A 23,164-nucleotide genomic window follows, 5' to 3' on the forward strand; every position below is an offset into this window, starting at 1 on the left:
TCTACCCTTCTATTCATTCCGATAAATAAGTCCAGCTACGAGCACCATCAAATCTCCGCTGAGGAATATTCGCCAACTGACTTGGGTTGTCCATACGGAAATTGATCGCAACTTTCTGTATTGGCGAAAGCGACGTTGAAGTGTAATGGGTAACACAGCCGCATTGTCGGCAATGATGAAAGTCAATGTAGCCATCTCCCCATTGATAAGTCTTGCTCGATGTTGTTTTGCTGCTTACAACCACCTCGTCAGGTTGGTAATAACCCCACAATGCTGCATAGCGGTGGCATATTGAACAGTTACAACTGGTCAGCGATTCTGGGTACTTATTGAAACTTAACGTGATATTGCCGCAATGGCACTGAACTTGATGTTTATGACTCATTCATTTCTCTATTTGTATGCAATTTCGCTGCTTAATAAACCACAAGGCTTATTGCAATAAACAACATGATCAATCCAACAATGCCTTCGAGTACTTTCCAAGCTTGAGGTCTATGGAATAAAGGTGTTAACAATTTCGCTCCGTAACCAAGGGAGAAAAAGAACACGAAAGATGCCGTTATAGCGCCTAAGCCAAATGACAACTGATTTGGCGCGTACTGTGTAGAAATAGAGCCTAGTAACACAATTGTATCTAAGTAAACATGGGGGTTTAGCCACGTCAGTGCAAGGCAAATTAGAAGCGTATGAGTCAGCCCCTTTGTCGTATCACCATGAGGATCGAGCTGGTGATCTTGTTTCAATACCGATCGGAGGTTTTGATAACTATAGAAAAAAAGAAATGCAGCTCCAAAGTAACGAGCGACAAACTCCACTTGAGGGTAAGTGTTGATTATCGCGCCAAAACCGCTTACTCCCGCTGCAATCAATAAGGCATCAGAGACAGCGCAAACCAGGCAAACCCATAACACGAAATGCCGTTTTAACCCTTGCTTCAAAACAAAGGCATTTTGGGCGCCAATCGCCAGAATAAGGGAAAGACCTAATGAAAAGCCCGTTGTGAATACAGTAAAATCCAATTGTTCACCCACAGTGATATCCATTTCACATGTCGTTTTCTAACGCAAAGGCATCAGAGTTTCAAGTAGTTACTCATTTTCATGCCGAAGTGATACATAAACATCGTCATTCTCAACCGCTACATCAAAAACAATGGGGCGACAGCACACTTCGCAATCTTCAATATATTCCTGATGTTCGACAGAGCAATCTAAAATCGCATCAAACGCCTCACCACAATAAGGGCAATTTACTCGCCATACTTTAGATAACTCCATGATTTTCCCTTACCGTTTGGCTAACACAAAGACTGTATTAATAAGTAGCTTGTTTTTAGCGATAGTCTAGAAAGCGATGATGGTTCGTTGAGTTAACCTTTGCTTTACCGCATTTTTCCTCTTAGTGATTTTTTGTCACCTGTTCGCTTTTTCCCTTCAATTCTTCGCCTTTGAGAGGCGCGCGTGGGCTTAGTCGCTAGGCGTTTTTTCTGCGTTACCATCGCACCGACAATCATCTCCTTGAGACGCTGCAATGCCTCTTCCCGATTTTTTTCCTGAGTTCGATGAGTCTGCGCTTTAATCACTATCACACCATCTTTATTGATGCGGCTATCCGACAGCGCTAACAGCTTTTCTTTGTAGATCGCAGGCAATGAGGAGCGTTTGACATCAAAGCGAAGGTGGATAGCAGACGACACCTTGTTAACGTTTTGTCCCCCACTGCCCATAGCGCGAATGGCATTGAGTTCGATTTCCCAGTCAGCGATAGTGACTGTATTCGATATTTGAAGCATATAATTTGAATTAACTCTAACGACATTGTGTGTTTATTTCATCAGCAAGTACCGTGAAAACCCAACAACGTATTAACTAGTAACGCCCCATACCGTGGAAAATGCCTCCGAAGATCGCTCCAATAATTCCAAAGAATATTGAGAACAAAATCATGGCAGGTATCGAAGCGATAGCGAATTTTAAGATGAATACTACCATAGAAAAGAACGGCATTTTGATATCCACTACCGTCACTTCCTGTTTACCCATATTGCTGTGGTTATTTTCTGTCTTTATTTCGGTCATAGTACAACCCCTTTCGTTATCTGTTCGTTGTGATGATGCAGGTAATCAATGTCGGCCATATAGCCAAGATGGTGTCCCGACTCTATATTTCTAATAAACTGTGGATCCCCAGACTCTGCTTGAGCCGTCATAAAATCGATTAGCGCCTCTAAGCGACATATCATGGTATCCACCAAGATTTCTCTTTGGTCATTTCCAACTTGGTACGCATTGCAGTAGAGCTTGGCTCGATAGATTTGTTGGTTAATGTCACCCAAGCTATCTGCTTTATGGGTCTTAAACGGTGCCCAGCAATATATTGAATACGCAATATCCCAAATTCTTGGCCCAGGGTGTATGGTGTCAAAATCAAATATCCCTATCGCCTTAGCCCCTTTAAATGCCAGATTATACGGCGCCAAATCACTGTGGCAGATGACTTCAACGGGTTCTCGAGTCGGAAGCATCCACGAAGCTCCTTCAAGTGAGTGGCTTTTTAAAAACTCGACACTGCTGTCGTGTAACTTGCGTTGTAAAGAGGCACAAGAAACTAAAGCCTCTAGCGAAGCATAATCGCCAACGAGGGGATAATTGGTTGTCTCGCCCTGTACATAAGTTAAGTACTCGAATGATTCATCGCTGCCAATGACCTCAGGCGTAACTAACTCTCCCTGCTGAGCCAAATGACGAAGAAATTGATGCACACTGCTACTCCACGGAGCGATAGGCCGTGTGACAACATCACCTTTTATCTGAACGTTATTCAAACAATACTCTCTTTCACTTCTATCAGTGGTCATGTACGAGTAACTATCAGTCTATGACTAAGCTACCATCATCATTAAATTCCCAGCAATCACCGAACGCGACTTCCCAAAGATACCCATCGGGATCTGAAAAATAACCGCTGTAGCCTCCCCAGAATACATCTTGTGCCGGCTTTTCTAATTGACCACCCGCTTTCACCGCGAGTTGCAAAATGGCATCCACTTCGTCCTTACTGCGAGTATTATGTGCAAGTGTGATACCAGAAAAACCGGGCGCTTTACCCACAAAATCGGGAGAGACATCTTCCGATAATGCCTTAATCGGATATAAAGCAAGACAAACGCCGGCAGTTTTGAAGAAAATAATTCCGTCTTGCGGCGTCTTAGAGCTTTCAAATCCTAAATCCGAATAAAACTGAAATGAACGTTCTAAGTTCTCTACGCCTAGCGTGATAATACTGACTCGTGGTTCCATGAATGCACCTTAATTAATTGTTTGATTCACTCGTATATGAACGCTCTACTTTTACCACATCCACACTATACGAGCTGTACCATTTGAGCTTCCCTAGTCTCTGTACCGCTTGATGTTGTTCATCGTCGTGCCAGGCTTTAATGTCTTCTTTGGACTTCCAATAGGATACGGCGACCTCTTGGTCACCCTCCGTTGTCGCCACAAAATCGACACAATTGTATAGAGAAAAGGCTCTGTCTCGCATACTTGCTGCCAATTCCAAATACTCACTATCGAGTTGCTTGATGGTCGCTTTAAAAATCACCGCGTACATTGTGCATCCTTGCTCATGTTAATTTACCGTTTGCGTTACGCTTTTATTACGACATTGATGAGGCGCTGCGCCAAATAATCGGCTGTTGCGGCATCGCTCGGGTCAAGCTCGCCATTCGGGCTCCATGCCGTCACCCCAAGTTGGCACCCTAATCGATTTACCCCTTTGTCATTGAAGCCACAAGCCGAATCAAGCCCAACCCACAGCATGCCATGCTGTGTTGCCAAAATTTGCATATAAGATAAGGTCGATGTTTGATCGCCATTGGCCGCTGAGCCACACGTTATCCCTGCCGCATAGACATTGGCTAGCTCTTGCTCTGCCCAAAGTTCACTCGTCGCATCAGCAAATGCTTTAAACTGTGCGGACACTGACCCCATATAGGTTGGCGACGCAAATACAATCACATCATAGCTGGGTAAACTGCGGATAAAAGCGTCATTTTGAAATCGTCCTTCAACAATATCACTGCCTAGAATCGAGAAAAGCGTAATATCACACTCTGGTTCTTGCGCTAACCGATCTCTAAGGGCCATCACCAGCTTTGAAGTAATATCAGTCTTGGAGAAATAGACAACCAGAGCCTTCACTGCGTTTCTCCTTGCACGCGGCGAATACCATATACGGCATGATCGACAATCCGTCCGTTTAGATTCTCAGCATTGGTAATAATCCCTTCCAATGTTAGACCTGCGCGTTCACACACTCTGCGGCTCGCCTGATTTTCCACAGCGGCTGAAATTTGAACCTTTTGCATATCCAATTCTGTAAAAGCGTATCGAATAAGGGCATCTACGATCCGAGAAACGATTCCCTTACCGCGATATTCCTCACCGAGCCAATAACCGATTTCAACCTTCTTCAGTTGATGATTAATACTGTTAAAGCTTACATTACCGACAATTTGGTTCTGATAGACAATTGCGCAGGTCATCGACTTACCATCAGCGTAGTCGCGCAGTGATTGAGTAATGAATTTCGCAAAGAAGTCTGCCGAATCTGCATGTATTGGCCAAGCCAGCCATTGGCTCAAAGAATCTTTTTGATGCTCTACAATATTCCAGTATCGTGGTGCAAAAGAGAGTTGCACTAGGGCAAGCTTAATTTCGTCATCCACTTCCATAGTGAACATAGTGTGAGTCCTTAATTTCTAAATTGAAATCATCCTCTCGTCAGCGAGGAAAACTTTGTCATTCTTGTGACGGCAACTCGCCACTATTGAATCTATCTAATTATCACGTTTACTCTTCAAAAATCCCTCGCTCAGCGGCAAGTGTCAGCTGCCTTTCGAGCTCTTGCCAAACATCTGGCAAAACAGCCGAAATCCGGGCGCTATTTAAAGCAAGAACTTGCTCTTTGGAGATTTGATGTTTGTTCCAACTATGTCCACCACCATTAAGGTTATGTAATAGTGGTGGAATTCGATCGACAGCTTTGGCAAAGACCGCATCCGATGTCTTCCCTTGTTCAAACTCTCGCCACAAGGCCAAATACTCCTGCTGACTAGCAGACGGCAATATTGATAACAACCGTACTATGCCGGCCTCTTCTTTGAGTTTATTCTCTACAGTTTCACTGGCATAGATAATGGTATCGCCCGCATCAATTTCGCCGAGATCATGAATCAACAACATCTTGATGACACGGTTAATATCAATATCGAGCTTAGCGTAATCCTTAAGCATCAGTGCTGACAGGCAGACATGCCAACTGTGCTCTGCCGAGTTCTCATATCGATCCAACCCTACTGGTTTGGTTTTTCGAATTACCGCTTTAAGTTGCTCAACTTCAACGATGAAGCTGAGCACGTTAGCCACACCCTGCATTCTGGCCTCTAGTTAACCGTGTTTTGCATAGACAACGTCATAAAGCGACTGTTGTCATCGGCTTGATAGGCGCCAAATGGTTCACAATATTGAAAACCATATTTTTTATACAGCGTTCTCGCGGGTGCGAAAAACTCCATAGAACCGGTTTCTAGGCTCACTCTGTCATACTGTCTATCTTTTGCCACTTGAAGAACGTGGCTTAATAATCGAGAAGCCACTCCTTGATTGCGCTCTGTCGTCGCAGTGCGCATAGATTTTATTTCACCATGCCCAGCAGAAATTTCCTTTAAACCGATACAACCTACAACTTTGCCCTCTTTTTTAGCACTCCAAAAAGTGACTGAAGGCTCTTTTAATTCGTCAATATTAAGTGCATGAACACTTTCTGGCGGCGACGTTGCGTACATATCTTCAAGATGTTGTTCGAGTAATTGAATGACGCCAGTATCTGCTAAGTTGTCTACAGCAATTTCCATATTTTTATTCTCCTTCGTGGTTTGTTTATACATCAAGTGTCCATCACAAATACTCAGCCAACTTATGGTCTAAACTCTTGCGCACCACAGGCCACTCTTGATCAATAATCGAAAATACGACGGTATCCCGATAACTACCATCGGACATTTTTTGATGGTTGCGTAAAACTCCATCTTGCTTCGCTCCTAAGCGGGCTATTGCGCTTCGAGACTTCTGGTTATGCCAATGGGTGCGAAACTCAACGGCAATAACGTCCAACGATTCAAAAGCGTGCTGCAGAAGTAGTCGTTTACAGTGACTATTTACCGCACTTCTTTGATAACGTTTGGCATACCAGGTATAACCAATTTCTAATCTTTTATTTTTTGGGTCGGCGTTACAAAAACGAGTAGAACCAATCACTTTGTTCGTTGATTTCTCGATCACAACAAAAGGAAGTGAGCGACCAAGTTTCTTATCTTGTAGCGCCGTTTCAATATAATCATCAATACTGTGCTCACTCGGAACGCTAGTAAACCAAAGCGTCCATAGCTTCCCATCGGCGGCAGCATTGACTAAGTCATCACGATGCTCTTTTTGCAGGGGCACGAGCCTTACCACGTCAGAATTAAGCTCTATATCTTTCAACCACAACGCCGTATTCATTACCCTCACTCCCTCATTTCAACCCGCTCTACCCATTAAACACTCAGGCTATAGATTCTGTCTGCATAACTGTGACCTGCTATCTGGTATGCATTTTCTACTCGTTGTGCCAAGTGAAAACCGCAGCGCATCAGCACTCTTTCTGAGCTGGAGTTTCCTTCTGTGACTATAGCTCGAAACTTGGTAATCCCGTGATTTGACTGACACCAGGAAAGCAATGCTTTTAAAGATTCAGTTGCAAAGCCAAGGCCGTGGTAGTCAGGGAGTAACATGTAACCCACTTCGGCCACGTCACCATCAAAGACCAATCCAGTGATCCCCACACGTGTCCCCGAAACCTTATCTATCAGCACCATGCACAGCCAGTGACGTGCCCCCCTATACCAGGGTGGTAAGCGACTCTCGAACTTATCGCGTACTTCCGCTCTTGTTGGCTCATCAAAACACAGCGCGATCACTGATTTATCAGTATGCAATTTTAAAAAGAGTGTCCAGTCGCTTTCGCATAAACTCGTGATTGTCAGCCGTTCACTGTCGAAACTATTAACCATTTTCACCAGCCAGTTGTTTTAACTCACCCTGCTTGTCAGAGCCTTTTACCTGATAGACATTAGGCTGCCACTTTTGCATTAGCATTTCGGGCTCGGCAATCTGAGTAAATCCATACTGTTGGTATAAGCCATGAGCATCTTTAGTTGCTAACATTACTCTTCTTAAGCCCTGTAACTCTGGGTGGTCGACCATAGTTTGAATCAAGCACTTACTTAGCCCCAACCCTCGGTACTCTTCGACAATGAACACATCCGCCAGATAAGCAAACGTCGCTCTATCGGTAATAAATCTAGCAAAGCCAACTTGCTGGCCAGTATTAGAGAAAACACCAAAACACAATGAGTGTTTTATGGCCTTTCGAAGAACCTCTTTCGGGATCCCTTTAGCCCAGTAGCTTTGAGATAGAAAGCCATAAATAACATCAAAATCTTGCTGCTCCGGATCAGAGCTAATGGTGAATCCTTTCATCTCTATTTTCTATCCATGCTTCAATGCGTGACTTAACATATTGTGTTAAAAACAAAAAATCATCACGACGACTAAAAATTGTCCGCTCTCTATTATTCAACAAAAACCATAGGAATGTCTCGAATCCCTTCACGATTTCGAACATCCCCTGTCGGTCGAAAGCCTAATTTTTGATACACAGCTTGTGCGTTAAGCGCTGAATTCACAGTAAAAGGCCCATGATAACCGTGCTGTTTGGATTCCTGTTTGGCATGTAACCACAGTTTTTTAGCTACACCTTGCCTCTGGAAATGGTCTGAAACAAAGAGGTGATAGATATGACTAAGATCTTTAATACCAATAACGCCAACAATATTGGCGTGACTATCTTGTGCAAGATAGTAATCGTAACCTTGCTTGAGGTAGGACTCGACTTTTAACATCGACATAGAAGGGATCAAGCGCTGTTCAGCACTAGCATCACAAGTGGGCAATACATACTTTCGCGTAAGCGTCACCAATAATTTGCTAATCGTCGCGGAGTGATGAAATTCCGCTTTTATTATGACCATCAATACCTTCCTTGAACTGTTGAGTGCTATTTCAAACAATTTGACCAAAATGACAGCAAATTGGCGTTCAAGAAAGGTAATAGAAAGCGATATTACGAGTGAGATCTCAATAAATGGCAGGATAGCGAATGGTATTCATGTTTTTGCTCATTCCTACAGTTGGTGACTATGGTTACCACACGTAAGTGACTATGGTTACCACACGTAAGTGACAGAAACGCCAGCCCCTTTTGTTGTCGCCCAGGGTGTAAGTTGAACATTCTCATCAAGTTTGTCTGTCAACAACCACCCCGACAATGATCCTATTGCCGCGCCTGCTGCGACATCTTTCCAATAGTGCTTATCCGCTTGAACTCGTCCAATCCCTACCAGCGTTGCCACACCATATGCCGGTAAGCCTGCTCTCCAGCCATAGCGAATATTTAAAGTCGTCGCAGAGGCAAAAGCATTCGCTGTATGATTAGAAGGAAAGCTATCGTTGCCACTCTTATCAGGCCGTTCTGCGTCAATGGTCACCTTACCAACCAATCCAACAGCCGACGCGGTCGCGACGCTATAGGCTGCTTGTCGAAAGCCTTGCCAATCTTCTTTATAAGCAGGGGTAGCAAGGGCTGCACCAACGAGTCCATAGGCGCCTAGATCACTTAGCAGCTCCCAACCATCCGAACCACTGGCAGTCACAGACAGTGACACGCAACTAAATCCTAGCAACGCAACGTGCTTAAATCTCATAACTAACCACATTAATGTTCAACAGATTTTCACATTATACACTTACAGACCTCACATTCTTACGGTCACACTCTCAGCATTAACAATTGCTTACTGAAATAAGGAACCGTTGAGAAAGGGTAAGTGGATATCTCAGCAAATAGCATTGCTTTGGCGCTCATTAGATAAGAAGAGAAGGTAATTGAGGGAGCACCGTCTGGCTCAGAAAAAGACGCCAATACATGAAAGAGCGCTGTTAACTGATCCTATGTACTGGCTTTGGTTTGTGGTTGCTTAAGATAACTTACTCTTTAAAGCAGACAAAAGAGCTTGGTAAATCGGATTACAAAACTCAGCTACCTCATCGTCACTAGACGACTCGAAGCTAGAGCTCCATTCAACCAACGTTCTCCCCCCAGATTCAGACAATTTAACGACACCAATGTAATGATCTACCGCATCAGTCGCCAATGGTCCCGGACCATCGGTAATTTGATAACTAAAAGTATGGTTTTCAGGATCGAGCGATTTTAGGGTTTCATGGAAAGCATCGTTTAAAACGCGCATTGCCCCTGTTTCGTTTCCTTTTTTGTCTCCAACGATTTCCAGTGACGTAATAACGCCTGAAGCCCATGATAGATCGTGGAAATCACAAATGGTCTCCCACACTTTTTCAATCGGAACGCTGAGCTCTGTTGTGTTGTAGCAACTTCCCATCTTGATATCCTCATCTTATGTATTGAGAATCTCGATTAGATTCACAGTGCAATTTTAGGTGCTGTCACTTCTCAGCATTCACATTGAAGTGCTTCACCATCCACAAATTATAGAGCGAGGGGTTTAAAACACCTCATTATGCCTTCAAATATGATTGATGTACTGACTTACATGTTCTCTTGTCGCTCAGTGATACACTCATACGAGCCCATTTCAAATTCTCGACAAATCCATGGTCGGTTTTCATAGATAGTGCACATTAATGTTTCGCGATCTAACGCCGCACACCAACCGTCATCTAGGCGCAACATAGTCTCCCCACCCCACTCATCGACGGAAACAAATTCATCAGGAACGCCAGTATCGGTAAGGATCATGACTTCAAGACGGCAACAGCACGCCTGGCAATTCGCACAGGTGACTTCGGGTTCAGTCACATTTTTCACTTCGATATTCATAGGTTGATACACTGAGTATTAATGGCGACATAGTAATGCAATTGCTACAACACTGACACACATTTAATGCGATGTATGTCGTGCTCGATTTTAAAAGTACGCCACCGTACCACAGCGATACTCAACGCCAATCGCTATTGGTAAATCGGCGCATCATAATTATGCCCTTCGTCGGTATAGGCAGTCACAACAGCATCATCAACCAATCCAGTTTCTGCGACGACTTAAGTGTTAAAAAACTGCTTAATTTGCTCCCGTCTACCATGTGCAGACCAGGATTCAGCGTCTTCCCAAATTTCATTAAAAACAATAGGGTAGTCATTTCGAACTGCGCTTGGATGATCAATTTGCCGAGTTAACAAATATTGAATACAGCCTTCTTCTCTGTAGGCGTCAGGTTCTAGCGCTTTTAGTACCTCGAATAATTCTTCGTCCTTACCCACTTTTGGCTTGAATTGCGCCAAAACATACACGCGACTTGTCATAACGTTCTCCTATGTTGTTATACCTAGTAAATCATAGGTCGCGAATGAGTATTTCACAGCTTTAACGCTAAAGAATGTCGAAAGTGCGGTATGTAATGCGGTCAGATTCACACCTCAATTTAAAGCAATAATCTAATTTACAATCACCATAATAATCATCCTAATAGCCATCAATGTTAACAACGCCTTAATGACCCATATTAGTGCTTTATTTGCTATCTTATTACGAAGTTTAGTACCAACAAACGAGCCAATAATGGCACCAATGACCATTAAAAGTACCGTTACTGACATACTTTTAAGACTAAAACCAATAGTGATAAATACAGGAACTTTAGCCAGGTGACTGATGGTCATAAAAACCGAACTGGTCGCAACGACTTCATCTTTACATTTTAGCTCTTTAGTTAAAACGCTCAACGCCAATGGCCCTGTGGCGCCAACAAACATTCCTAATCCGGTTTGCAAAAATCCAATAATATAATAGCTTTCATACCGAGTCATAATCTTTGCAAAAGTAGCACTCCAGATATTCAAAATAATATAAAAGCCAATAGCAATAGGAATAAACTCGGTATTGATTGATGACAAAAACAACAGCGACAATACGACTCCTAACAGAGAACCCATTAGGAATTTGGGTAGTAAATTCCATTGCACATGTTCCCATGAAAAGATCATACGAGAGGCATTACTGGCTAACTGTGTAATACCATGGACAGGAATGATTGCCGCTGGAGTCAAGTAGATTGGTAAAATTGCGATCAGCAACATTCCTCCGCCAAAGCCAAATACACCAGCCAAAAGAGAGGTTAGAAATGAAATTAGTCCTAAAATGTACTCGCTCGCCAAACCGTCCTTCCTTGCGTCATCTGCGCTTAAAACCAGAAAATCCACATATCACACATCATCATTTTTGCTCTACTTTTTTGAATAAGCACTGCTTGAACAAGCATAAAGCATAAGAATAAATCTCCAGCACATCATATTCTGTACTGATGGCTCCATCGATTTGTGTCGCGAATTACAAAATTAACCCTAATCATTATGGGGTATTTAACAACCACTTTGATCTAGATCATTTTAATCTAAAGCCAAGCCGTATTATGTTGCAGGTGTGTTAAGCAAAAACTATAAAAATTAGAAAGGTACCCTTATGAAGCTAAAATTAGACCCAAGATGTTATACCGACGTATGCGTAAACGGAAAATGGTTCCATTATGATCACTGCACCCGAAATGCGTACATGCTCAAAGGTGGAGCAAATGTGTGTATTGAACTGGTATCCATACCTGTTACCGAGAGTGAACTGATAGAGCAACTCGCCAACGCGATGTAAATAATTCTAAGTTCCAATTGGCTGGAAGAGCTGCAATCAGCAGCTTTCTATTTCATCTTAGCTCATCGCCTATCAAGCAAATAAACTCGCCGACCTATTTCTAGACTCTTCCTCTAAAAGATATTAGCAAAGCCTTTAAGCGTGATAACTCGAATCACTTTCAGTCGATGACGGTACTTTTGTGCAATTAATTACCTTTGTCTTGACGACTCGATCATGGAGTGCCCTTCTCTGTTTACCAAAGATCATCAATATCCCGACCATACTAACAATAGCGCCAACCAAGGGAACATAAGGCATAAAGATATAAAAGGCATAGCGCTTAAACACCAGCGTATTTACCGAGGGCTGGGATCCATCTAAATGAACAATTTTAATACCTAGTAATTTCTTACCAACAGTTTGCCCATTGAGCTTGAGATAATTCCAATTTATCGCGCAATATAAACCAAAACCCAAAAGCGCCATAATGACTTGATAAGAAAGTGCTGGTTCAGTAGGAGGGTTATTGGATAAACCATCGAACCCTCCAGAAAAATAAGAGACCGGTACAATGAACACTGCCATAATGAGTGAGTCAATAATGCTTGCCCCTAACCTTGACCACCGTGATGCTAATAAATATGGGTTGTCGCTAATACCTTCCATGATACCTTTACCTCAGTTTAAATATTTCGAGTCAAAATAACGTAAGTTTTTAATGTGACTAAACATTTCGTTTTATTGTGTGACACAGACAAAATAAATAAGTCATTAATCACCTTTGGAAGGTATTAATCATTTTTTACTTATGCACAACCTTAAAATGCTCGAGTACTAGCAACATATCTTGACTGGGTTCTATCCCTAGCTCTTTGCACTCGTCAGAGAAAAACTGCCAATGCGCATCGCGCCACCAGGCTAACGACTTATCCCCCTCACCTTCTGCTTGGGCAAACTCTTCTGATACATCCTGATACTGGCTTTTCGACACAGACGTTGTCTCTATGATACAAACGGGCTGTCCCTCCCAATTTGTTACCACTTGAAGATGCCCTACCTTTGGCATAGGTTCGTTTTCGTGGCTATACCAGTATTCCAAACTGCAAGTAGCTCGTTTTTCGCCACGCACAACCAACTCGGCACACAAGTCCGCGTTATATTGATCAGCACAAAAATAATCCGCACTAAATGATGTATAGTGCTGCGCAACTTCAGGTGGGAGTGTATTTAGGTATTGCTGTAAATAGCGTTGACTTTTTTCTTCCATAAATCCTTCTAGAGTATAACGATGCGCCTTACCGTATGAGTTTCGCAAGGCACAATATTTTAAAAAATTGAGACCATGAGATTGCTATGAGGTGCTAACTAAGCGGTTTTTCACATCGCATGAAAATAAAATTTGGGTTATTTTTAAGACGTGCATAGGTTTCTTCTGAGATCTGTTTAGCACGCTCATCGACACAGCCTTCCGTGACTTTTGATATGAACAAGCCAGAGGATGTGACAGCATCACAAATCTCTGTTAATGAGCGCCTATAGAAGCTGACATTGACAGGCGTGCCGACCGTATCCCACTCTTCATGAATGAGCTCTTTCTCAAAATAGTTTCCAGATACACTGCATTCAAAATCTGCAAAAGGATGATGTGTCGAGAATACCATGTAGCCACCGGGCTTAAGCACACGATACGCTTCTTTAAATACAGCCGTTAGATCCTCAATGTAGTGAAGCACCAATGAACTGACAATAACATCTGCACTTTCCGCCGCTTCGATGGGGAGTCCAAAGTTCAAATCTTGTACGTAGGCTTTAACCTTGCCGCGTAAGTTTTGATTAACAATATTCACCATCTCAGATGAAGCATCAACGCAAGTCACGTTGTTCGCTGATTGTTCAAGAAAGTATTCGGCGTAAACGCCCGAACCGCAGCCCATATCGACGATATCCTGCCCTTTAAGGTCGTCTAGTAAAGCACAGGTAGAAGGCCTTTCAAGAAGAGCATTGTAGATGTTCTCTCGGACTATTCGGTCATATTGGTTTGCGTATTTTTTATACAAGTCAGACATTCAAAACTCTCGCATTTTCTAAAACAATAGCGGCACTGTAATAGATAAAAACCGCACTCATCGTTTGATGTAGGTAAACCAGTTACCTATTGCAGTCAATCCAGTACCCAGCAAAGTTGCTGACGCCCTCCCGATAGTAGTTCGCATTATCAATATCATTTTGCACGAAATCTTGATAAAAACGAGCAAAAGCACTTTCCCAATTCACACTAGGTACAAAAAGTTCCATATTAACTCTCCAATGGTACCTTTATTACGTCGCACTATCGCAACGCACATTGCCCTACGTCGTGAATAGAAAATTCCCCTCGAAAGAGCACGTCAAATATCCCCTAACTTGACAGCAGGTTAAAAACCTCGCAAATCGAGTTCCACAACATCCCCAAGCCAATAGGCATAGGTGGTATGGTCAGCTCTATCATCACCAGTATCGGCATGAATTAACACACTCAGACTGCCTCTGTGACTATCAAGCCAAGGAATAAAGCTATCAAAGTCATCTTTGGTGAAAAGAATTTGACAGCTCCACATCGTATGCGGTCCTACTGGCTTTTGGTGCGCGCGGCCAACGGCAAGAGAGAATGTCTTGCCCGCTTGTTGACATAATTTCGTTGCAAAATCGAGAGTATCGGGTCCAAAATACACATGTGCATGATAAGCATCATGTTGATTTACTGGTCTTTTCCCATTTACCATAATAAAAACCTTACCTGATAAGTGACTATTCAGCCCTAAAAATAGCTTGATAACATCATATTGAAAGATAACTTAGGCGAAAGCGCTTGCTTTGCTTAATGCGAGTCATTAGTAAGTAACCATATAATATATATGACTTTTTTAGCCACTGAAAGCAATTTGCATTAAAGCCAACCCTAGAGGCTGGCTTTAATGCAAAGTTAAGGCAAATCCACTGTTACTTATTCAGGCGATGAATATCTCCACACGTCATTTTCTACACGAAGATAGTTTTCAACACCATCAACTTGGAAGAACACTTCCCGATCACCGCCAAAAGTCAAAATAGGTTCATCATCCGAACTGCTGTGAAAGCAGCCCGTTAACTGAAGAGCGAGTAAAATAAGTAGTGACTTAAATAGGTTTGTCATCATCATAACTCTTATCATTTAGGTTAATTAGAGACTTTATATTGACACCACTAACATTAGACAAGAGGTTGGTATAACACAAATCTAGCGATACCAATTAAATACTGTGAACCGATGAACTTACCTCCCCTTTAAAGTCACAAATCTACACGATTCTCATTATCGCAAATATTGACTGCGTCAACGGCCGGTAGCATTGGTTCTGAGACGAAAAAAAGCCTACGCTCAATCACTCAAAACCATTTCGTCACTCTATAGTTCAGTAACGATCAAACTAACTAATAGGTATTGAAATAGAAAGCCCACCAAACCATAACCACAAGCAATAGTTACCATCAAAAAATCGTTAATATATTTAAAACCATTGAGTAAACCCAAAGGTGATTTACTATTAACTCATTGATAAATAATATTTAAATTTAAAGATACCAGTAATATTACCCGCAATTAAACCATCAGTTTAACTGATATATACCCTTTTCTCAGATGGAGAAGCCCATAGTATTGTTGACCTATCGAAAGGAAATGACGAACTAAGGCAGACGGAATCGCTCAATTTAACTTGAGGAAACGAACATGAAAAACGTAATCACAAAACTCGCCCTAGTACTTACGCTAATCACAAGTGGAGCAAATATCGCAATGGCGGAAGTAGCACACACACGAGGTGATCTAGCCGCGGTAAGCCACACTCACAACGCAGATAGTTCACACACTATCAACATTGAGCAACCAGTAGAATTCGAACGAGGCGACCTCAAGTCCAAAAAAGGAGTTGGCCTACAATCAACAACACAATCACAACAAACGCCAATTTACGGCCGTGGTGATTTCTAATAACCAACGACGCACAAACCCGGCCTCATCGCCGGGTGCCACGTCGCATGGTTAGACTATGTCTAATAATACAAACAAATCTAGAACGATACGATACACGCCGTTAACGGTGTGTAATGTGATGGGATAAGCGACCCTGAGTGCATGATGGTGGGTATCCGCGCTGCGCGACATGATAATGCTTTTTGAACTCTGAACCCAAGTAAGTTTCGATACCAAAATGGTGTTTAATGTCCTGTACAGACTGTGGCGCGATCAATGAGAAGGTTCTACTTTTGGCTCTTCTAACGCTATTACATACAAACGAAAGTAAAAGACAGAAACCAAAACCATTGAGACAGAGGAAATGATCGAAGAAAGGCAGCTAGTAACGAACTTGTGGGTAGAAGAAATTTCACTGATGATGTCGAGCGGAATGTCGAGAACAATAGCACACCCATTGATAAGCGCCCCTCCTAACATCAAGGTAACAACGATCCCTTTTGTCTGATTCCAACTCGTACTCAGTGCTTTGAAAGGCTCTCTTTGATTGAGCACCGATTCAAATTCGGCAAATCCGTACTTAGCCGCAATAAAGATACCTGGAATTATTAATGCGACTAGGCCGATGAGCACGGCTATAGTGTAAACGACATAAACGAGCAGCAAGTTGTACCATTCGGTGAACGATACCGATAAATCAACCTTATTACCGGTTACTACCGATGCCATATACTTGATTAGTCGACACATGAAGTAAGCTTGACCGCATGTAAACAATAACAGGTAAGGGACATATAGCCCATTGAATTCCTTGCTCATAACTTCAGTCAATGCAGTTACAGGAGCCATGACAACAATAAACGGACCAATGATTCGAAAAAACGCTCCTAAATGCTCTCTGGCAAAATAAAGGCTTTCGCTTAAATGCTTGATCATAGTCCCTATTAATCCCGTATTCATTACCCTTAGAAAAAGTGTACGTATTTAGACGCTTATTAACAGTAACATTCTTAGAAGTTTTTGCCAGTTTCGGCACGCTAACTTTCGTCTAATAGTCAAAAGCGCTTAGAGTCTCTCCCAAGGCTAAAGTGGGCAATAGAAGCAATATGGAGATTGCCTGATTTGAAAGACGACAGGTACAAAGAGCATAAAAAAAGCAACACACAAAACGAAAGCTCTATGTATTGCTTATACGATGATTTCCAACTTAGTTCGGATTACTTGTAGTACGCTTCTACTTCACCTTTTAGGGTAATCAACATCGCATTTCCATAGCGATCTTTTGCTTTTGGTGATGGGATTTTTACCCAACCTTCACTAATGCAGTACTCTTCGACATCAGTACGCTCTTTGCCATTTAGGCGAATACCAATATGATGTTCAAAACACTCTGCTACAAAGTGTGGGCTGCGAGAATTACCCGATAAACGATCTGGCAAAGTTGGTTTTGAGTTAGTGTCGCTCATGTTATGACCTGAAATAGTTAGATGATGCGACATTGTAGACAATACATTGCTGTGCCACAAGAAACTGTTGCTTTGTCGTGTATAGCAAACAAGATGTGACTTATCGAAGCTTCTCTAAAATCGAGGTTTCATGTATTAAATTCGTCAGAGGCAAAAACAGCGGCTCAGGCAACTCATTCACGTTGCACCATTGCCATTGCGCGCACTTATCCGGTTCGAGTAGTTGAGGCTCCCCCTGCTCACAGCTTGCACCGACAAATAATGTGACGTAATGTTTGCCTTCATCTTCAAAAATATCGTTAGTAAAACCTAACTTTTGCAACGAATTAATCACCAGCCCCGTCTCTTCAAGGACTTCACGCTTGGCGCAGTTTTCAATGCTCTCACCGACTTCTAAGTGCCCTCCTGGCGTTGCCCACGTTTGCGCACCATGCGAGCCAAGTCGCTGCCCTAGCAATATGCAATCATCTCTAACAATAATCACAGCAACGCCCACCCGTACCTCTTTATTCACGCTTTTCACCCTATATTTATGTGGTTCCTAATACCCTGCTTCAAACTTTTCGCCACAGGCGGAAACCACATCGTTAGTCCCGACAGAAACATGGTTTAAAATCATTGGAGTGTCCTTATCTAATTGTACGAATCAACTAGGTTTGCATGAATATAACGCAAATGGTGTGATGTCGGACTATTCACATGCTAGCGTAAAGAACGGAGAGTTCGCTTCTTATATTTTTGTACAGAAACGATTGCAATCAGAACCAATAATGCCAGCCAATACACCGTTGTAACCGCACTTTTTGTTATTGTAAGTGCAGAGGCAACGGTAACAAGAAGAGACGATAAGCCCGGAAAATCAGACAGCATCAGCCAAATAGCCATATTTTCTGCGTAGTCGGAAGCTGCGGCGAAAATGGGCAACAACGACACCCATTGCCAAACGTGGCTCTTGGTATTGCCCCACTTCATCAACCATTGAAATAGCGCAAAGTAGCAAGCAGCGAATAATGCTGGGTACAGCAAATCGATGGCCAATTGCGTATGGTAGAACGCCCGACCTTCGTTTCCAAGAGCGGTCAACAACGCCAGTGCATCTTCATAGCGATAGCCCGTGGGTGACATGTCAAATATCGGTAACCCAGAGGAATACTCCATCAGCTTAGGTATGCTGTATCCGAGCATGAAGAAATACACAAGATTTGTCACTACCAGCAACGCAATAACCATCTTTCCCGATACTTTTGAGCCTAGGTGTTCAAACATTTCGCATCCCTACTAATTAAGCTTGTTGCTGTAGATTAGAGCTTTTCTCGATAACAGCAAACCAACAATGCCCAAAAAAGCGGCAGCGGCCATAAAAGCCCAGCCGATGAGTCTAAGAATTCCCCGTCAGAGAAAAAATGATTTATCTCTTGTATGCCAATAAATAGCCGTTGTCACCTCTATTGGCTGATCGCCATGCACACGCTATTTAGGCTGTTGCTGATTAGCGAGCATGTCCATGAATTTTGAAAAACGTCTCTGTCTTGTTTCAGGCTTCTTCGCACTGATTAACCCGTAAGCGATAACATATCGACTCGACTTATTCAGCGTTTCGAAAAACGTTTTCTCATCAGGCTTACTATCAAGTGCCACTATAAAATCCGTCGGCACCTCCATCTCGCTGACGACATAAGCCTCAGCCCAGCGTCCATCTGTTTTTGCTGCGCGAACGTGTACCAACCCTGGCTCCATCATCCTGCCGTCTTTTATCAAACGTTCGACATGCTCCGTATTCCTTTTAGACCAACTACTTCGTACTTTTCTCGGAGTAATTCGCTGCAGATAGGCTTGCTCATCCATTGATTTTTTAACACCGTCTATCCACCCCCAGCATAGAGACTCAACCACAACATCATTCCAAGTCACGCTCTGTATTTTGGCGTTTTTCTTATAGATCTTGACCCATAGCTCACTTTCAGAAGCATGATTAACCTTTAACCATTGGCCGAGTTCTTTAGGTGTTGAAAATGTCATTATTTTCGATGGATCTGGTTCAGGCATGTGGTTATTTCTCCATAGAATAAAGCCCAGTAAAGTGATGAACGATATTTACCATGATTAAGCTAGGCATTGACTATAGTGCTTTTTCATAGCACTGCTCTATTTGAACTTTCCCCCACAACTTTCGTTCTATTTCTTTGGTAATTTTAAAGCCATGTCGCGTATACAAAGATTTTGAAACAGCTAAACCATCAACAGTCCATAGAATCACATTAGAGTAACCTTGAGCAACACAAAAGCTAAGCGCTTTTGCCATGAGCTTCTTTCCTAACCCTTTACCACGAGCAACCGGGTCGATAGAAAACCACCTTAGCTGTGCAACTGAGTTGGAACTCTCACAAATACAAATGGTTCCCACAAGTTTCCCTTCAATTCTAACCAACCAAATTCGCTCTCTTGGGTTATTGCGCATCGCAAATTGTGCCAGAGGTTCCGCAACATAAGCTTCAAATGTAGCGTCAAACCCATACTCTTTGGCATAGAGTAAGCCATGCTGCTTTACGATTTGCCCCAAGTCACCCGGCTCCATAGTATTTGAAATATCCACTGTTCTCGATTCCCATGAGTGTTAATTAAACTTGATTGTCTTACTCTTTAATTGAGCTTCCAAGGTGGGTTCAAGCGGTAATCTCCTCCCCAATAGAGTTTGATTTTATTTCCTGATGGGTCAAGTAAGCCCGCTTCTTTCCATAGATAGGACTGCATGGTTACCTCTTGAACGAACTCTACACCCATACCTTTGAGCCTTTCGACCAATTGCTCAAGTTCCTGATGCTCAAAATAAACCACCCCTCTGCAGTCTAGCCCTCCTTTTTCCTGATCTAAATAGACGGAAAAAGTAGAATCACCGTCTGGAAAAGAAAAGCGAGCGTAATACTCATTTCCCACAATTTGAATGAGACCTAGCTTTTGATAGAAAGCGACGGCTAACTCTATATCATGAACGGCTAACGTCACTTGATTCATATTCATAGACTTTCCCTTCACTTTAATCCCAAGACTTTAACCGCTTCAAAAAAGGTTAATGAATAACCCCGAGAGTAACAACACTGCGAATACGGTTGGAGAATAAAATGGACGCTTTTGTGTACTTTTATACTCTTTCGACGGTTCTTCCTGGTAACTTTTTGTGGCGAGTTCTTTTACATAATTATTTTGCATAACTTACCCCTTATCACTTTATTTTGGGTAAGCGTAAAACCTCAAGCATGGTTTAGGTCAATACCTAATTTAAGCAAAATGAAAAGAGCTTACCTAAAGATTCACGACAACATATATCGCGACAGCCGACTGCGTTTGGAATACACAATTGACAAAAAGTGGCAATGTCTTGTTATTTAGGAGCGCAGAAAACCTAATGTTCCATCCACACACAAAGTAACCTCAGGCCAGCTAAGCGGTTTGAGAAAGGATTTACTGTTATTGGGATAAGTACTATCTGCAAGATAAGTGTTTTGCGTTCTCATCGCTAAATAACCTAGGCGGTTTGCTAGAGCTCCCTTTGCACACCTTGCGCAAGACATCGCGTTCATTCTGGCTTCTGCTTTAACTCAAACAAAATTGCATTAATCATATAACCAAGTCGCATCTAGCCATGCCAGATAATTCGGCGATTTTACGCGTAAGAACGTGTGTGCGAGCTGGCCCACTATGATAGAGAAAACTCGGTGTTAGCTCGGAATACACTGCCACATAATTGCAAATGAACAACCTGTCGCAATAGCCCAGGAAACTGAACGCAAAGTCCCAATATTAAGCAAGTAAAGAATATTATAAACGACTCTCAAACCAATATGCATCATGGCCAGAAACTGTACCGTTTCACCTGTTGTTCCACTTGCTATTGCCAACATTATGGCTGCTGAAAAAACAATGAGTGATTCAAAAGCGTTTTGGTGGGCAGCTAATGCCCGTGCACCAAATCCCTTTAATCCGGCTTGCTGCTCTCTTGGATGGCGGTTGTCATAACCGCCTGCTGTTTTCATTGCAACAGCCAATGGGATTTTTGCTATGTAGGGTAATAATGCTGCCAAAATCAGGCATAAAACTAATGTTGTCAATGTACTGCTCCTATTGTGTATGTTTACTCAGTCATTAATCAGAGGCGTGCCAAGTAGCCGATAAACCTATCACAAGCTTTGCGAAAGATGCCACATGTTTGAGCCTACAAAAACACACTTATTGCTTAATGTGCAAATTACACACGACGAAGGCCTAAACAATAAGCTCACACTGAGTTTACTGAAACAACCATTACCTAATGTTGGTCATAGGTTTGGCACGTTTGTGATGTGCACACCTGGCCCATTCTGACTGTTAATTACATTTATGAAATTTTAGTGAATAGTTTTAGGCTAACTTGCTAAGTTCAATAAAGCATACTATGTTTTATTTAAACACAAATGTAATTTAATTACACAAGGAGTACACTATGTTATCAGTCATCAAAGAGTTATTCGTACCTCACAAAGACTATGCAGGCCGCGATATCGACACAGTGATCGCTCGTCTAGCAGCACAAACGGGGTCAGACGCCTATGCTTGGTCTTACCTACAAGAGTTTTCTGTGTATGAAAATACCCTAAATGGAATGAGAGTTTATCCGCATGAGATCAAAAAAAATGCGGCCTGATAACTCTTTTTCAAGCGAAATAAAAAGTGGTGAAAACCCGACTAAAACGCCTTGTTATAGTCGTGGTTGAGATTTGAGTGAATAGCTCATGACGCTATGGTTTGGCTCACTTTCAATATCAACCACTGACCACCCCAGAGACTGGTACAATGACGCGACATTTGTATAAGCATACAGATTGCTTTGAAGAGTTTCTGGTACTTGATTAACACCTCTGTTGATCAACTCACTCGCGATACCCTGACCTCGCCATTGTGGAGAAACAAAGACGGCATTAAACCAAACTACTTCAGAGTTACCAAGTGGCTCTTGATAACGGGAATAAGCCAGACCACCGATTACTTCATTTTCGCGAAGAGCAATAATTACCGGTGGCAGGTCAGCTTCCGGTTTATAAGTATCTGCAAACAAAAAATCAGACCATACAGTTTGAAATAACTTTTCTAGTGCAACCCAATATTGACTGTTTTCATCGCACTTTCTGAATACTACCTTATTCATATTGGATTGTTTCCTTGAAAGCATATCACTCCTTGTTAAGCTACAGCTAACTGTCACAACACTCAAACAAGACCACCATAATCACTAAACTCAACCAAACCAAACCAAAAATGCCAAACGTTGCGAATCGGCTTGAATTGATTGTTCTACACATTTTCTACAATACTAACTTTTAACCAATTTGAGCTTTATCATTTTAATACGATACGTATAATCCCTGCTCACTTCCCTACACACCAAGTAAAGAGTATCAGCATGTCTAAGTTGTTTTTTAAAGGTCGAATCGAAACTCGACAAAACCACGTAATGTCAGGCTACAACGTTAATCGTGACGTCAAAGCTGGTACAGAAGGAGCACCGATCAATATTGTGGTTCCGACAGAATTACGTAAAGATGAAATCGCAACCATTGCCCAAGAGCATTCGATTATCGCAAACATCACTGTAGATGAAAGCCAAGACGAAAACACGATCGAGCTAGATACGCTCCTGAACAAGGCAAAACCAACGGTATTTGAAAAAAGACTAAACAGAAACGACCCTTGTAACTGTGGTAGCGGCAAAAAATACAAGAAGTGCTGCGCTTAGTTTCCTAATACCGCTCTCACACGGCGGTATAACGCCCAATTGAGGATCTGATTACGATATTCAAAATGGCCACGTAATCACTGAATTTCGATTTAACATCAAACTTGCCGA

Annotated in this window: 39 protein-coding genes and 1 pseudogene; 4 read left to right on the top strand and 36 right to left on the bottom strand. The window is 42.3% G+C overall.

The genetic code is table 11. The features are described 5' to 3' along the window. Positions 1–13: 13 nt before the first annotated feature. From LNL84_RS07580 to LNL84_RS07680, 21 genes and pseudogenes are all read right to left on the bottom strand, one after another. The gene (locus LNL84_RS07580) at positions 14–385 is read right to left on the bottom strand and encodes a GFA family protein (protein ID WP_244356478.1); all 372 of its coding nucleotides are present in this window, start codon (positions 383–385) and stop codon (positions 14–16) included. Positions 386–416: 31 nt separating this feature from the next. After that, on the bottom strand, positions 417–1,046 hold the full coding sequence (locus tag LNL84_RS07585) for a LysE/ArgO family amino acid transporter (RefSeq protein WP_244356479.1): 630 nt from the start codon (positions 1,044–1,046) through the stop codon (positions 417–419). Positions 1,047–1,091: 45 nt separating this feature from the next. Further along, positions 1,092–1,280 carry a CPXCG motif-containing cysteine-rich protein gene (locus tag LNL84_RS07590; protein ID WP_244356481.1) on the bottom strand — a complete coding sequence of 63 codons (189 nt, stop codon included), beginning with the start codon at positions 1,278–1,280 and terminating at the stop codon, positions 1,092–1,094. A gap of 104 nt (positions 1,281–1,384) precedes the next feature. Beyond that, positions 1,385–1,795, bottom strand: coding sequence for an alternative ribosome rescue aminoacyl-tRNA hydrolase ArfB (gene arfB / locus LNL84_RS07595; protein ID WP_244356482.1), 411 nt, complete (start codon positions 1,793–1,795; stop codon positions 1,385–1,387). Positions 1,796–1,871: 76 nt separating this feature from the next. After that, positions 1,872–2,081 (bottom strand): hypothetical protein, encoded by a 210-nt coding sequence (locus LNL84_RS07600; RefSeq protein ID WP_244356484.1) that lies wholly within the window; start codon positions 2,079–2,081, stop codon positions 1,872–1,874. Beyond that, positions 2,078–2,827, bottom strand: a complete 750-nt coding sequence (locus tag LNL84_RS07605; RefSeq protein WP_244356486.1) for a phosphotransferase — start codon at positions 2,825–2,827, stop codon at positions 2,078–2,080. Before LNL84_RS07605 ends, LNL84_RS07600 begins: the two co-directional genes overlap by 4 nt. Positions 2,828–2,873: 46 nt before the next feature. Continuing rightward, positions 2,874–3,302, bottom strand: a complete 429-nt coding sequence (locus LNL84_RS07610; protein ID WP_244356488.1) for a VOC family protein — start codon at positions 3,300–3,302, stop codon at positions 2,874–2,876. Between the two features lie 13 nt (positions 3,303–3,315). Next, positions 3,316–3,615 (bottom strand): antibiotic biosynthesis monooxygenase family protein, encoded by a 300-nt coding sequence (locus tag LNL84_RS07615; protein ID WP_244356490.1) that lies wholly within the window; start codon positions 3,613–3,615, stop codon positions 3,316–3,318. Between the two features lie 35 nt (positions 3,616–3,650). After that, complete coding sequence (locus LNL84_RS07620) at positions 3,651–4,205, bottom strand: flavodoxin family protein (protein WP_244356492.1); 555 nt, start codon at positions 4,203–4,205, stop codon at positions 3,651–3,653. Next, the gene (locus LNL84_RS07625) at positions 4,202–4,747 is read right to left on the bottom strand and encodes a GNAT family N-acetyltransferase (protein ID WP_244356494.1); all 546 of its coding nucleotides are present in this window, start codon (positions 4,745–4,747) and stop codon (positions 4,202–4,204) included. The genes LNL84_RS07620 and LNL84_RS07625 overlap by 4 nt, the downstream gene beginning before the upstream one ends. Positions 4,748–4,856: 109 nt before the next feature. Continuing rightward, on the bottom strand, positions 4,857–5,441 hold the full coding sequence (locus LNL84_RS07630) for an HD domain-containing protein (protein WP_244356497.1): 585 nt from the start codon (positions 5,439–5,441) through the stop codon (positions 4,857–4,859). An 8-nt stretch (positions 5,442–5,449) separates the two neighbouring features. Beyond that, positions 5,450–5,920: a GNAT family N-acetyltransferase gene (locus LNL84_RS07635; protein WP_244356499.1), complete on the bottom strand. Its 471-nt coding sequence runs from the start codon at positions 5,918–5,920 to the stop codon at positions 5,450–5,452. Between the two features lie 43 nt (positions 5,921–5,963). Next, entirely contained in the window at positions 5,964–6,566 is a 603-nt protein-coding gene (locus LNL84_RS07640; protein WP_244356501.1) for a GNAT family N-acetyltransferase, read from the bottom strand. 35 nt (positions 6,567–6,601) lie between these two features. Continuing rightward, on the bottom strand, positions 6,602–7,117 hold the full coding sequence (locus LNL84_RS07645; RefSeq protein ID WP_244356503.1) for a GNAT family N-acetyltransferase: 516 nt from the start codon (positions 7,115–7,117) through the stop codon (positions 6,602–6,604). Beyond that, positions 7,110–7,586, bottom strand: a complete 477-nt coding sequence (locus tag LNL84_RS07650; RefSeq protein WP_244356505.1) for a GNAT family N-acetyltransferase — start codon at positions 7,584–7,586, stop codon at positions 7,110–7,112. The genes LNL84_RS07645 and LNL84_RS07650 overlap by 8 nt, the downstream gene beginning before the upstream one ends. 92 nt (positions 7,587–7,678) lie before the next feature. Further along, entirely contained in the window at positions 7,679–8,137 is a 459-nt protein-coding gene (locus tag LNL84_RS07655) for a GNAT family N-acetyltransferase (RefSeq protein WP_244356507.1), read from the bottom strand. Positions 8,138–8,332: 195 nt separating this feature from the next. After that, positions 8,333–8,869 carry a phosphatase PAP2 family protein gene (locus LNL84_RS07660; protein WP_244356509.1) on the bottom strand — a complete coding sequence of 179 codons (537 nt, stop codon included), beginning with the start codon at positions 8,867–8,869 and terminating at the stop codon, positions 8,333–8,335. Between the two features lie 273 nt (positions 8,870–9,142). Continuing rightward, the gene (locus LNL84_RS07665; RefSeq protein WP_244356511.1) at positions 9,143–9,565 is read right to left on the bottom strand and encodes an SRPBCC family protein; all 423 of its coding nucleotides are present in this window, start codon (positions 9,563–9,565) and stop codon (positions 9,143–9,145) included. 167 nt (positions 9,566–9,732) lie between these two features. Continuing rightward, entirely contained in the window at positions 9,733–10,023 is a 291-nt protein-coding gene (locus tag LNL84_RS07670) for a YkgJ family cysteine cluster protein (RefSeq protein WP_244356513.1), read from the bottom strand. Between the two features lie 134 nt (positions 10,024–10,157). Continuing rightward, positions 10,158–10,508: pseudogene (locus LNL84_RS07675) on the bottom strand (putative quinol monooxygenase). Positions 10,509–10,640: 132 nt separating this feature from the next. Further along, positions 10,641–11,405, bottom strand: coding sequence for a sulfite exporter TauE/SafE family protein (locus LNL84_RS07680; protein ID WP_244356515.1), 765 nt, complete (start codon positions 11,403–11,405; stop codon positions 10,641–10,643). Between the two features lie 259 nt (positions 11,406–11,664). Here LNL84_RS07680 and LNL84_RS07685 point away from each other — a divergent pair, with 259 nt between their 5' ends. Continuing rightward, the gene (locus tag LNL84_RS07685; RefSeq protein WP_244356517.1) at positions 11,665–11,847 is read left to right on the top strand and encodes a hypothetical protein; all 183 of its coding nucleotides are present in this window, start codon (positions 11,665–11,667) and stop codon (positions 11,845–11,847) included. Between the two features lie 135 nt (positions 11,848–11,982). Here the strand turns inward: LNL84_RS07685 and LNL84_RS07690 are convergent, their stop codons facing one another. The 6 genes from LNL84_RS07690 to LNL84_RS07715 all read right to left on the bottom strand — a co-directional run bounded on the left by LNL84_RS07690 (position 11,983) and on the right by LNL84_RS07715 (position 15,007). After that, entirely contained in the window at positions 11,983–12,495 is a 513-nt protein-coding gene (locus tag LNL84_RS07690) for an RDD family protein (RefSeq protein ID WP_244356519.1), read from the bottom strand. Positions 12,496–12,631: 136 nt separating this feature from the next. Then, a complete protein-coding gene (locus tag LNL84_RS07695; protein ID WP_244356520.1) occupies positions 12,632–13,096 on the bottom strand; it encodes an ASCH domain-containing protein in 465 nt (154 codons plus the stop codon). Between the two features lie 94 nt (positions 13,097–13,190). Further along, entirely contained in the window at positions 13,191–13,895 is a 705-nt protein-coding gene (locus LNL84_RS07700) for a class I SAM-dependent methyltransferase (protein ID WP_244356522.1), read from the bottom strand. Between the two features lie 82 nt (positions 13,896–13,977). Continuing rightward, entirely contained in the window at positions 13,978–14,124 is a 147-nt protein-coding gene (locus tag LNL84_RS07705) for a hypothetical protein (protein WP_244356525.1), read from the bottom strand. A gap of 119 nt (positions 14,125–14,243) precedes the next feature. After that, positions 14,244–14,591, bottom strand: coding sequence for a DOPA 4,5-dioxygenase family protein (locus LNL84_RS07710; RefSeq protein WP_244356526.1), 348 nt, complete (start codon positions 14,589–14,591; stop codon positions 14,244–14,246). A 221-nt stretch (positions 14,592–14,812) separates the two neighbouring features. Continuing rightward, the gene (locus LNL84_RS07715; protein WP_244356527.1) at positions 14,813–15,007 is read right to left on the bottom strand and encodes a hypothetical protein; all 195 of its coding nucleotides are present in this window, start codon (positions 15,005–15,007) and stop codon (positions 14,813–14,815) included. Between the two features lie 570 nt (positions 15,008–15,577). Here LNL84_RS07715 and LNL84_RS07720 point away from each other — a divergent pair. Then, entirely contained in the window at positions 15,578–15,838 is a 261-nt protein-coding gene (locus LNL84_RS07720; RefSeq protein ID WP_244356532.1) for a hypothetical protein, read from the top strand. Positions 15,839–16,093: 255 nt separating this feature from the next. Here LNL84_RS07720 and LNL84_RS07725 read toward each other — a convergent pair whose 3' ends face one another. The 8 genes from LNL84_RS07725 to LNL84_RS07760 all read right to left on the bottom strand — a co-directional run bounded on the left by LNL84_RS07725 (position 16,094) and on the right by LNL84_RS07760 (position 21,392). Beyond that, positions 16,094–16,756, bottom strand: coding sequence for a hypothetical protein (locus LNL84_RS07725; protein ID WP_244356535.1), 663 nt, complete (start codon positions 16,754–16,756; stop codon positions 16,094–16,096). A gap of 281 nt (positions 16,757–17,037) precedes the next feature. Next, complete coding sequence (locus LNL84_RS07730) at positions 17,038–17,286, bottom strand: DUF3297 family protein (RefSeq protein ID WP_244356538.1); 249 nt, start codon at positions 17,284–17,286, stop codon at positions 17,038–17,040. Positions 17,287–17,386: 100 nt separating this feature from the next. Further along, positions 17,387–17,800, bottom strand: coding sequence for a nucleotide triphosphate diphosphatase NUDT15 (locus LNL84_RS07735; RefSeq protein WP_244356542.1), 414 nt, complete (start codon positions 17,798–17,800; stop codon positions 17,387–17,389). A gap of 188 nt (positions 17,801–17,988) precedes the next feature. Then, positions 17,989–18,552, bottom strand: coding sequence for a hypothetical protein (locus LNL84_RS07740; protein ID WP_244356545.1), 564 nt, complete (start codon positions 18,550–18,552; stop codon positions 17,989–17,991). A 204-nt stretch (positions 18,553–18,756) separates the two neighbouring features. Beyond that, a complete protein-coding gene (locus tag LNL84_RS07745; protein WP_244356548.1) occupies positions 18,757–19,332 on the bottom strand; it encodes a YdeI/OmpD-associated family protein in 576 nt (191 codons plus the stop codon). A 73-nt stretch (positions 19,333–19,405) separates the two neighbouring features. After that, the gene (locus LNL84_RS07750) at positions 19,406–19,879 is read right to left on the bottom strand and encodes a GNAT family N-acetyltransferase (RefSeq protein ID WP_244356550.1); all 474 of its coding nucleotides are present in this window, start codon (positions 19,877–19,879) and stop codon (positions 19,406–19,408) included. A gap of 47 nt (positions 19,880–19,926) precedes the next feature. Then, positions 19,927–20,304, bottom strand: a complete 378-nt coding sequence (locus LNL84_RS07755) for a VOC family protein (protein ID WP_244356555.1) — start codon at positions 20,302–20,304, stop codon at positions 19,927–19,929. A gap of 698 nt (positions 20,305–21,002) precedes the next feature. Beyond that, positions 21,003–21,392, bottom strand: coding sequence for an MAPEG family protein (locus LNL84_RS07760; RefSeq protein ID WP_244356560.1), 390 nt, complete (start codon positions 21,390–21,392; stop codon positions 21,003–21,005). Between the two features lie 371 nt (positions 21,393–21,763). On the opposite strand from LNL84_RS07760, the gene LNL84_RS07765 reads away from it, so the two are divergent. Continuing rightward, positions 21,764–21,964: a hypothetical protein gene (locus tag LNL84_RS07765; protein ID WP_244356562.1), complete on the top strand. Its 201-nt coding sequence runs from the start codon at positions 21,764–21,766 to the stop codon at positions 21,962–21,964. Positions 21,965–22,018: 54 nt separating this feature from the next. Here LNL84_RS07765 and LNL84_RS07770 read toward each other — a convergent pair whose 3' ends face one another. After that, on the bottom strand, positions 22,019–22,465 hold the full coding sequence (locus LNL84_RS07770) for a GNAT family N-acetyltransferase (protein ID WP_244356565.1): 447 nt from the start codon (positions 22,463–22,465) through the stop codon (positions 22,019–22,021). Between the two features lie 255 nt (positions 22,466–22,720). Between LNL84_RS07770 and LNL84_RS07775 the strand changes: the two genes are divergently transcribed. Continuing rightward, a complete protein-coding gene (locus LNL84_RS07775) occupies positions 22,721–23,053 on the top strand; it encodes a PBPRA1643 family SWIM/SEC-C metal-binding motif protein (RefSeq protein ID WP_244356568.1) in 333 nt (110 codons plus the stop codon). Positions 23,054–23,164: the final 111 nt, after the last annotated feature.

Origin of the sequence: Vibrio gelatinilyticus, from assembly GCF_022836845.1 — a bacterium.
GTDB lineage: Bacteria > Pseudomonadota > Gammaproteobacteria > Enterobacterales > Vibrionaceae > Vibrio > Vibrio gelatinilyticus.